This window comes from Actinomadura rubrisoli, assembly GCF_004349215.1.
GTDB lineage: Bacteria > Actinomycetota > Actinomycetes > Streptosporangiales > Streptosporangiaceae > Spirillospora > Spirillospora rubrisoli.
This window is the reverse complement of record NZ_SMKU01000369.1, coordinates 1-9,083: the sequence shown is the minus strand read 5'-3', so window position 1 is coordinate 9,083 and position 9,083 is coordinate 1. Positions and strand designations below refer to the sequence as shown.

Sequence of the window (9,083 nt, the reverse complement as noted above, 5' to 3'; positions counted from 1 at the left end):
GGCGGGTTCCTTGGGCTTGGCGCGGTCGGGATCGGCTTCTTCCTGGGCTTTGAGAACGTCCTCGACTATCCGGACGAGCACGCCGGGGTTGCCGATGATGGCCCGGAGCATCGCGTAGGTCTTGGAATTGAGGCTGAAATGGGCGACGGGACGCTCGATGATCCGGAGCCCCTGGTCGAGGAGGAGGACGACCTTGTCCACGTAGCCGTTCTCCGGCCGGGCCCAGAAACGTTCGTCGATGAGGGCGACCAGGTCGAGTTTCGACTCCGGTGCACGGCTGATGACCAGCGTGGACGCCTGCTTGCCCTTGCTGGAGATGGCCTTGAGGATACGTTCCGTGCTGTTGCCGCTGACCTGGTAGAGCTCGGCGAACTCCTCCCCCCAGATGATGTCGGCGAACTTGACACCGTCGACCTGGTGGGGAATCGGCGTGCGGGGCTTGCTGAGCAGCTTTGCCGCCAGTGCCTCGTAGTCACCGGGGACCATCTCGGGAAGGACGATGACGCGCTTGCCGGTCAGCTTGTGCAGTTTCTCGATCATCTCCGGCTCGTGGGGCTTCATGGGATTCTGCAGCGGGCGCGGGAGCTCGTGGAGGCCGTTGAACCCCTTGCCCAGGCGCTTCTCGATGATCCGCATCCACTGGGCAAGACGCGACACGTAATCGATGCGGGACATGAAGAACTGGATTTCCGCGGCCTGTGTCGCGGTGAGCGGCCCTCTGGTGGCGAGCAGCCGGAGGAACTTGTCGAACGACTCCCTGGGAAGTGCGCGCAGGCCGATGATCATATCTGCCGAGAAGCGCTCGATCCGCTCGGCGGCGGCCTTCGGGATGAGCCTCGCCAGGTTGACCTTGAAGTTGCGGAGGGCGATACCGACCCGCGGAGCCGCCTTGACCAGCGCGCCCAGCGCCGGGGGGATCGCGAGGGCGACGACGGCCAGGACGCGCTCGGTGGTGGTCAGCTTCCTGCCCCCGACGAACTGGTAGCCGATGCCCGCCTCGTACGACAGCACGAACTCGCCGACCAGGGGGACCGTCGAGGCCACGAAGTCGGCGATGTCGCGGTACACCTCGGCGGCCCGGCCCACGGCGCTGTCCGCCAGGGCAAGCTCGCCCTCGATGATCTGGAGCGGTTCGTACGCCGCGTTGAGCCACTGGATCCAGATCAGCGGCCAGGCGCCGAGGAGCGACCTGACCTGGACGACCCCGGGCCGGGACCCGTCAAGGATCTGACGGGTCTCGTCCATCAGGTGTTTGGTGGCGTCGGCCGCGGCGTTCATGACCGCGCGCACATTGATCTCCACGGTGGCCGGCCATCGAACCATGAAGTACTGGTTCTGCCATTCCACGTACAGCCGCCGGACCTCGCGGGCGATCGCGTGCGCCGCCTCCATGTCCGCGCGCGGCACCGTACGGGACTCCAGTCGCCGGAGCCGCTCCAGGCGCCTGCGGATGTCGGGCTCGGCGTTGATCGCCGCCTGCTCCTCGGCGGTGACGCCCCGGGCGAGCACCACCGCGTGCTCGAAGAAGGTGATGGTGTCGGCCACCAGCCCCCAGCGGACCTCGGCGTCCGGTCGGGCGGCCATGGCTCAGGCTCCGCTGCCGAGGTCGGAGCCGATCTCGATGTCGGTTCCCGACGACGGGGTGTACTCGTTCCATTCGGCGATCAGCGCGCCCTTGGTGCCGGGCTGGAGCACGGCGAACGGGGTCACCGACCCGTCGTGCGCCCGGTCGAGGCGGCCGACCGTGAGGTGGGTGACGTCGGGGATCGCGGTGACGATCTGGGTCTCCTGGACCACCCTGCCGTCGGCCGGGTCGACCTTGTCGGCGGAGTCGAGGACGACCTGGGCGCCCACCAGGAAGTCCTTGGACGAGTCGACCTTGATGTTCACCGGGTTCGAGGACTTGGCGAGCACGTCCCTGGAGGTCGTGTACACGGCCTCCTCAAGGCGGACGGCGCTGCGGGCCGGGTTGGCGGGCGGGATCCCCGGGTAGTTGCGGTCGTCGTAGGCGGCGATCTCCCTCGCGATGGTGAGGTACTTGGCGTTCGGCGTCACCGGCGGGGTCTTGAAACCGCCCTCAGCGAAGTTCACCCACTCCTCCTCCCAGCCCTTGCGGACGGTCAGGACGACGCGCGCGCTACCGGAACGCAGGAACGCCTGCCGGTTGGCGTCGGGATGCCTGAGCCGGCGGATGAAGTTCCAGCTCTGCGGCACGTCCCAGAAGTAGGAGTACAGGAACGTGACGACGTTCTCCCACTCGATGGCCTGGTTGATGAAGCGGATGACGTCCTCGTGCCCGCGGACGGTGGCCCAGGCCGTGGCGTCCAGCCCGAGGTTGTTGTCGTCGAAGCCGATTCCGTGCTCCAGGTCGACCTTGGCCTTGATGAACGCGTCGATTACCGGCTGGGGCATGAGCGCGAAGTCCGGGCCGAGCAGGAAGCGCAGCACGCCCTTCATGATCTCGTCGCCCTCCTCGCGGCGCAGGGTGAGCGTGTCGACCTGCTCGATCTGCTCCTGCAGCGCCGCGGCCTTGGTGGCGATGTCCTGCTGGCGCTCGTAGTACTGGCTCTGCGCCGCGTCCCGCAGCAGGTTCCAGACGTCGGACTGCCACTTCTCCCGGATGCGGTCGCTCTTCGGCGGCTTGGCCGGGTCCGGGTCGAGCTGGGTGGGGATCTCCTCGATCTCGGAGGCGACCCTGATCGTGGTGTTCCGGTTGTTCACCATCTCGAACGAGATGTAGACCTTGCCGGTCGCGTGCAGCATGAACTTGCCGTACGCGCCGGAGGTCAGCTCCGCGGGCCCGTACTCGCCCTGCGTTTCGTCCTTGATGTAGAGCGGCGTGCCCAGCACCTTGAAGCTGAACTTCTCGTCCTTCTTGCTCGTGGTGGCGAACCACAGCTTCAGAGTCTTGATCCGGTATCCGGCGGGCACCTCCAGCGGGTCCGGGGTGAAGATGTGCCACCCCTCCTCCTGCGAAGGGGCGCCCACGCTGAACTGCGGAGCCGACGGCGGCAGCGGCGGGTCCGGCACGACGGCCCCATAGCGCTCGGCCAGCACCCGGTAGTGCGGCTGCGTCTCGCCCGGCAGGATCGCCTCGGTGATCTCCGAGTGCGGCAGGGCGAACTGGAACGGGCCGAGCCGCCCCTTGAGGTCGGCGAGCTCCTTGTGCATCCGGCGCAGCCCGGCGCCCGGCTCCGGGATCACCAGGTCATAGGTCATCCGCAGGCCGTGCCGGTACAGCCGCACCCGCCACCTGCGCATCAGGCTGAAGTAGTCGACCCGCATCGGCTCGCTCGCGCTCGGGTTCCGCAGCTTGCGGGTCGAGGTCTCCTCGGTGCCGGTGACGGTGGTCGTGGAGATGGTGATCTTGTGTTCCTGCTTCGCCCGCGACGACGCCTTCTTGGTCAGCGCGGTGGCGTGCTTGGTGCTGTCGGACGCGGACTGCGACCTGGAGTCCTGCGAGGTGAAGCCCGACTGGGCCGAGCCGTTGATCACCGGGATCCCGCCGGTGACCGTCGCGGTGACGTTGAACTGGTTGGAGTGCTGCGCCTGCGACGTCGTCGACTGGGCCAGCTCGGTGTTGTCCGTCACGCCGGTCTCGCTGACCGTCTCCAGCGAGTCGGTCACGATCGAGGTGAACTCCTTGCTCCGTACCGACCACTCCTTGTGGCTGACCGCCGTCTCCTCCAGCGGCGCGAGCGGGATGGTGGCGAGGAGTTCGCCGCGCTCCAGCCCGGCCGGCACCATCTCCAGGCGTTCCAGGTTCAGCATGCCCAGCGGTGTCGCCTGCGTGTTGGCCGCCAGCGCCCGGACCGCCACGACGGCGCTCCGCACGTCCTGCTGCGCCAGCCCCTCCACGTCCGCCGGTGGCACGTCGGCCGCCGGGTCGGCCGCCGTGTCGGCGGCCGCGCCGGCCCGGCCCGCGGCGAGCCGCTCGACCCGCCGCTGCCGCAGCTCGATCAGCGCGTCCCCGAACGCCTCCAATGCCGGAACCGGAACTGGGGCGAACTCGCTCGGCGACGGAAGCAGCGAGGACGGCACCGGCCGCTCGAACTCCGCGAGCAGCCCGATCAGCTCGTCCGAGACCTCACCGGCCGGGCCCTCGCCGCCGGCCGCCGAATCGCCGGAACCCGCCGGGCTCCCGGCGGTGCCGGTGTCACGGAGGTGGTCGCGCACGGCCTCCGCCTCACCCGGCCGCAGTCCGAGCCGCCGGACGTACGCCGACTTGATCATCGCCTGGCCGGTCGCGGGCCTGGGAAGCTGCAACTGCACCAGGGTCGCCTTGGAGATCTCCCGGGCCGACCCGGTCAGCACCCGCGGCGTCCCATTGGCGGACGGCTTGACCGCACTCCGCGGCTCCTCCCCCGGGTCGCCTTGCCACGTGTTCGATACGTCGAGCTCGGTCATCTCTGCCTCCGTGGACCCTCGCCGCGATCTGCGCTCACCGAGCGTGATGCAACTGACATGGCCATGTCCAAGCCAGGTCCGCTCAACGGACTTCCCGCGCCGCCGTGGTCACGGGCCCGGCACCGGCGGGACCTCTACACTCTCGGGGGTGACCACCTACGATGATCTTGATGCGTTCGAGGGCCTGGACGGCTCGGCCCTGCCCCCGCGCCAGCAGCGGATCCTGGTCACCATCCGGGACTGGGTGGCCAGGTACGGGTATCCCCCGAGCACCCGCCAGATCGGCGACGCCGTCGGCCTGCGGTCGCCGTCGTCGGTGTCGCGGCACCTGGCGAGCCTGGAGGACAAGGGCTTCCTGCGGCGCGGTCCCTCGGTGTCCCGTCCGATCGACGTGCGGATGTTCCTGCGGGACCACCCGGCGCGGGAGCCCGCGGACGGGTCGGTGGCCGTGCCCGTGGTCGGCGACATCGCCGCCGGCACGCCCATCTCGGCCGAGGAGCACGTCGACGGGACGCTGTCGCTGCCCCGCGAGATCACCGGGCGCGGCACCGTCTTCGGCCTGCGCGTGCGCGGCGACTCGATGATCGACGCCGCGATCTGCGACGGCGACATCGTCGTGGTCCGTCGGCAGCCCGAGGCCCATTCGGGCCAGATCGTCGCCGCGATGATCGACGGCGAGGCGACCGTCAAGGTGTACCGGCACCGCGACGGCCACGTCCGTCTCGAACCCCGCAACCCCGCCTACGACGTCATCGACGGCGACGGCGCCGTCGTCCTGGGCATCGTCGTCTCGGTGCTGCGCACCATCTGACTCAGGTCGGGCAGGGCGGCCGGTAGCGGAGGCCGGGAAAGTACTGCCGCCACTGCGGCCGGGTGATCCTGGGGTACGCGAGGCCGCAGATGCGGGCGGCGATCCGGTGCGTGTCGGTCTCCCACAGCCGGGCCGTGTGGTCGAGGCCGCCCGTGGCCAGGGTGTGGCCGTCGGGGCTGAAGGCCACTGCGGCGACGTCGCCGGTGTGGCCGGTGAAGGTCCCCACATGCCGTGGCCGGCGCCGGTCGGTGATGTCCCACAGGCGGACGGTCTTGTCGCCGCCTGCGGTGGCGAGGCGACGGCCGTCCGGGCTGAACGCCATCATCCACACGGTGCCGCCGTGGCCGCCGAGCGTGGCCAGCAGCCGTGGACGGCGGACGTCGGCGACGTCCAGGAGCCGGACCGACTTGTCCCGCTCGTTCAACGTGGCCAGGGTGTGGCCGTCTGGACTGAACGAGCGGGCCGCGACCGCGTCGGTGCGTCCGAACGCGAAGTCCAACTCCCGGGGGCGGCGCACGTCCTGGAGGCTCCAGAACCGGGTCTGCCTCGGGCCGCCCGTGCTTCCGGTGATGAGCATGCGGCCATCCGGGCTGAACAGCACCGACCACACCGCGCCCGGGTAGCCGTCGAGGCGCGCCAGCCGCCGCGGATCGGCGCGGTCGGCCACGTCCCACAGGGTCACCGAGTGGTGGCCGCCGGCGGCCAGCCGGCGGCCGTCGGCGCTGAACGCCACGGAGGTGACCTGGCCGGTGCGGGGCGTGATCGTGGTGACGTGCCGTGGAGCGTGAGGGGCGCTGATGTCCCACAGCCTCACGACGCCGTCGTCGCCCGCGGTGGCCAGGGTGCGGCGATCCGGGCTGAAGATCACGGACCGGACGGAGCCGGTGGTGCCGGGCAGGGTCGCCAGGGGGTGCCGGGCCGCGGGGTCGGCCACGTCCCAGAGCCGGGCCGTGCCGTCCCAGCTGCCGGTGGCGAGGAGGCGGGCGCCCGGATGGAAGGCGACCGCCGGGACGACATCGCCGTGCCCGACCAGCGGGAGGGCGCGCAGCCGCTGGAGCTGGACGGTCTTGTCCTCGTCTGCGGCGGCCAGGGTGGCGCCGTCGGGGCTGAACGCGACCGAGGAGCGCCCGCCGGGAACGGTGGTGATGGTCGTGGGGTGGCGGCGGTCGGAGACGTCCCGAAGGATGGTGCCGCCGCCGCTTGAGGCGAGCATGCGGCCGTCGGGGCTGAACGCCACCGACATGGCCGCGGTGGTGTGGCCGGTCAGCACCGCCGAGCCGCGCGGCCGGCCCGGCGTGCTGATGTCCCAGAGCCGCACGTCATGGTCCCAGCTCGCGGTGGCGGCGGTGCGGCCGTCCGGGCTGAACGCGACTGCGGAAACGGCCGCGGTGTGCCCGGTGAGGACGCCCAGACCGGCGGGACCGCGAGGATGGGTGATGTCCCAGAGGCGCACGGCGGCGCCGTCCGCCGTGGCCAGCACGCGACCGTCCGGGCTGAACGCCACGACACCCTGATGGCGGGCGCGGCCGGTGAGCGCGGCCAGCTCCCGCGGCCGCCGGGGATCTCCGACGTCAAAGAGCCGCACCGACGCGCCGCCGTCGGCGACGGCCAGCAGCCGGCCATCGGGGCTGAACGCCACCGAGGCGGATACCGCCCGGGTGCCGCGAGGCAGCACGGCCAGCGGGAGGAGGCGCCGGGGATCGCTCACGTCCCACAGCCGGGTGCTGCTCTCGCCGATCGTGGCCAGCGTGCGCCCGTCCCGCCCGAACGCGACCCCCATGAGCGCCTCGGCCAGCGGCAGGGACGTCAGCCGGCTGGGCCGGCCGACGTCGGCGACATCCCACAACCGGACGGTCCGGTCCCAGCTCACGGTGGCCATCACCCGTGCGCCCGGCGCGAACGCCAAGAAGATCTCGGTGTTGCTGTGGCCGATCAGCCGGCCGGCGAACGGGGCGGCGAACGCGCTGAGCAGGTTGTCCCGGGTTTCGGCGAGCGGAGCCAGCCGATGGGCCGCCAAGCCGAGTTGCAGGGACAGGGCCGGGTCGGCGGCCCGTATCCCGGCCGCGTCGGACAGCGCCTTCCGGGCGACGGCGACGTTGCGCTCCTTCGCGGCGGCCCGCTGCGCGCGCACAGCGAAACCCGTGGCGCCGGTCGCCACCAGCAGCATGACCGACAGCAGCGCCACCAGCCGCCGCAGCCGCCGGGCGCGACGGCGCGCGCTGGACTGGTCGCGGGCCTGGGCGGCCAGGCTTTCGGCGAGGAACCGGCGCTCACGGCCGGTCAGGGCGCCCTGGTGGGCGGTGGCCCAGTCGTGCGCGGTCTCCAGGCGGGCCCCGCGGTAGAGCGCGTCGGGGTCTCGGTCGTGTGCCTCCCATGCCTCGGTGGCCTCGGTGAGGCGGCGGTGGGTGCGCAGGCCCTCCCGGTCGGCGTTCAGCCATTCACTCAGCCGGGGCCAGCACCGGATGAGGGCCTCGTGAGTGATCTCCACGGTGTCGCGGTCCACGGTGAGCAGCCGCGCCCGGGCCAGGAGCTCCACCACCGCGGCGGTGTCGGGGTCGCCCGAGTCCAGCTCGCGGTGGTGGATGCGGCGCTTGGTGTCCTCGGTCCCCTCGCCCAGCGCGGTCAACCGGAGGAACAGCCGCCGGGCGATCTCCTGCCGCGCCGGGGTCAGGGCGGTGTAGAGCCGCTCGGCGGTGCGGGCGATGGCGTACTGCATACCGCCGGTCGCCTCGTACGCGGCCAGCGTCAGGGTGGCCCCGCTCCTCCGCCGCCACGTTTCCAGCAACGCGTGCGACACCAGCGGCAGCACCGCCGGTTGCCCGGCCGCGTCGGCGACCAGCCGGGCCACCAGCGCCGTCTCCACCATGGCGCCGGCCCGTGCCGCGGGCCGGGTGATCGCCTGGCGCAGCTGCTCGGAGCCCATCGGCCCGAGCAGCATCTGGCCGCCGCGCAGCGCCTCCACCAGCGCACGATGGCGCCCGCAGTGGCCGTAGAAGTCCGCCCGGACGCCCAGGACCACCCGGACCCGGCTGGTCCGCGCCGCCGAGGCCCCCACCAGAGCGTCGATCAGCCAGGCCCGCTCGCTCTCGTCCGCGCACAGCGTGAAGACCTCTTCGAACTGGTCGACGACCACCACCAGATCCGTCCCGGCGGGCCGGTCGGCCAGCGCTTCGCGCACCCGCAGGTGCAGGTTGCCCGGGTCGGCGGCGAACTCCGCCCGCAGCACCGTCGCCGGCACACCGAGCACTCCGGCCAGCGCGACCGCGCACTCTTCCATCGGGCGCGGCCCGGGAGTGAACAGCGCCACCGGCTGGGCGCCGTCACCACCGTTTCCCGGACGGCCGGCCCGGGCCACCAGACCCGCCCGCAGCACCGAGGACTTCCCCGAACCCGAGGCGCCGAACACGCCGGTGAAACGACGCTCGGCCACCAAGCCCAGCAGTTCCTCGACCGCCTCCTCCCGGCCGAAGAACCGGTCCGCGTCCTCGGCCTGGAATGCCGCCAGGCCCACGTACGGAGCCGCCTGAGCGTCGGCTTCGTCCCCTCCGGGATCCGGTGGAGAGCCCGGCCCGGGAGCGTCGCCCGGGTCCGGCGCGGCGAGTTCGGCGGCCAGCGTCCGCCACCGGTCCCGCCAGTGGTCCGCGTCGCCGCCGCACCCCCGCACATAGGCGAGCGTGACCTCCAGGCTGGGAAGCGCGCGGCCGGAGGCGGCCGTGGACAATGCCGCCGCCGAGTAATTGACCTTGGCGGCCAGCTCCCGATACGTCAGACCGCCCGCCCGTTTCCGCAATCGCCGAAGATCTTCGGCGAACCGCCCCAGCGCGCTGTCGGCCGCGTCCAGCGGACGTTCCCCCCGCGGCACTCC

General features: G+C 71.8%; 4 protein-coding genes. 1 reads left to right on the top strand and 3 read right to left on the bottom strand.

Going from position 1 to position 9,083, the window contains the following annotated elements:
* Both E1298_RS39760 and E1298_RS39755 read right to left on the bottom strand, forming a co-directional pair.
* Positions 1 to 1,584: pre-toxin TG domain-containing protein (locus E1298_RS39760; protein ID WP_131902552.1), on the bottom strand; the 1,584-nt coding region annotated here is incomplete at its 3' end.
* 3 nt (positions 1,585 to 1,587) lie between these two features.
* On the bottom strand, positions 1,588 to 4,407 hold the full coding sequence (locus E1298_RS39755; protein ID WP_207945113.1) for a hypothetical protein: 2,820 nt from the start codon (positions 4,405 to 4,407) through the stop codon (positions 1,588 to 1,590).
* Positions 4,408 to 4,453: 46 nt separating this feature from the next.
* On the opposite strand from E1298_RS39755, the gene lexA reads away from it, so the two are divergent.
* Positions 4,454 to 5,218, top strand: a complete 765-nt coding sequence (lexA, locus tag E1298_RS39750; protein WP_424923199.1) for a transcriptional repressor LexA — start codon at positions 4,454 to 4,456, stop codon at positions 5,216 to 5,218.
* Between the two features lies 1 nt (position 5,219).
* Here the strand turns inward: lexA and E1298_RS39745 are convergent, their stop codons facing one another.
* A complete protein-coding gene (locus E1298_RS39745; RefSeq protein WP_207945112.1) occupies positions 5,220 to 9,008 on the bottom strand; it encodes a WD40 repeat domain-containing protein in 3,789 nt (1,262 codons plus the stop codon).
* Positions 9,009 to 9,083: the final 75 nt, after the last annotated feature.

Excerpts from the sequence above, each read along its gene's own strand:
- E1298_RS39755 (WP_207945113.1), bottom strand. The coding sequence starts at position 4,407 with ATGACCGAGCTCGACGTATCGAACACGTGGCAAGGCGACCCGGGGGAG.
- lexA (WP_424923199.1), top strand. The coding sequence starts at position 4,454 with ATGCAACTGACATGGCCATGTCCAAGCCAGGTCCGCTCAACGGACTTC.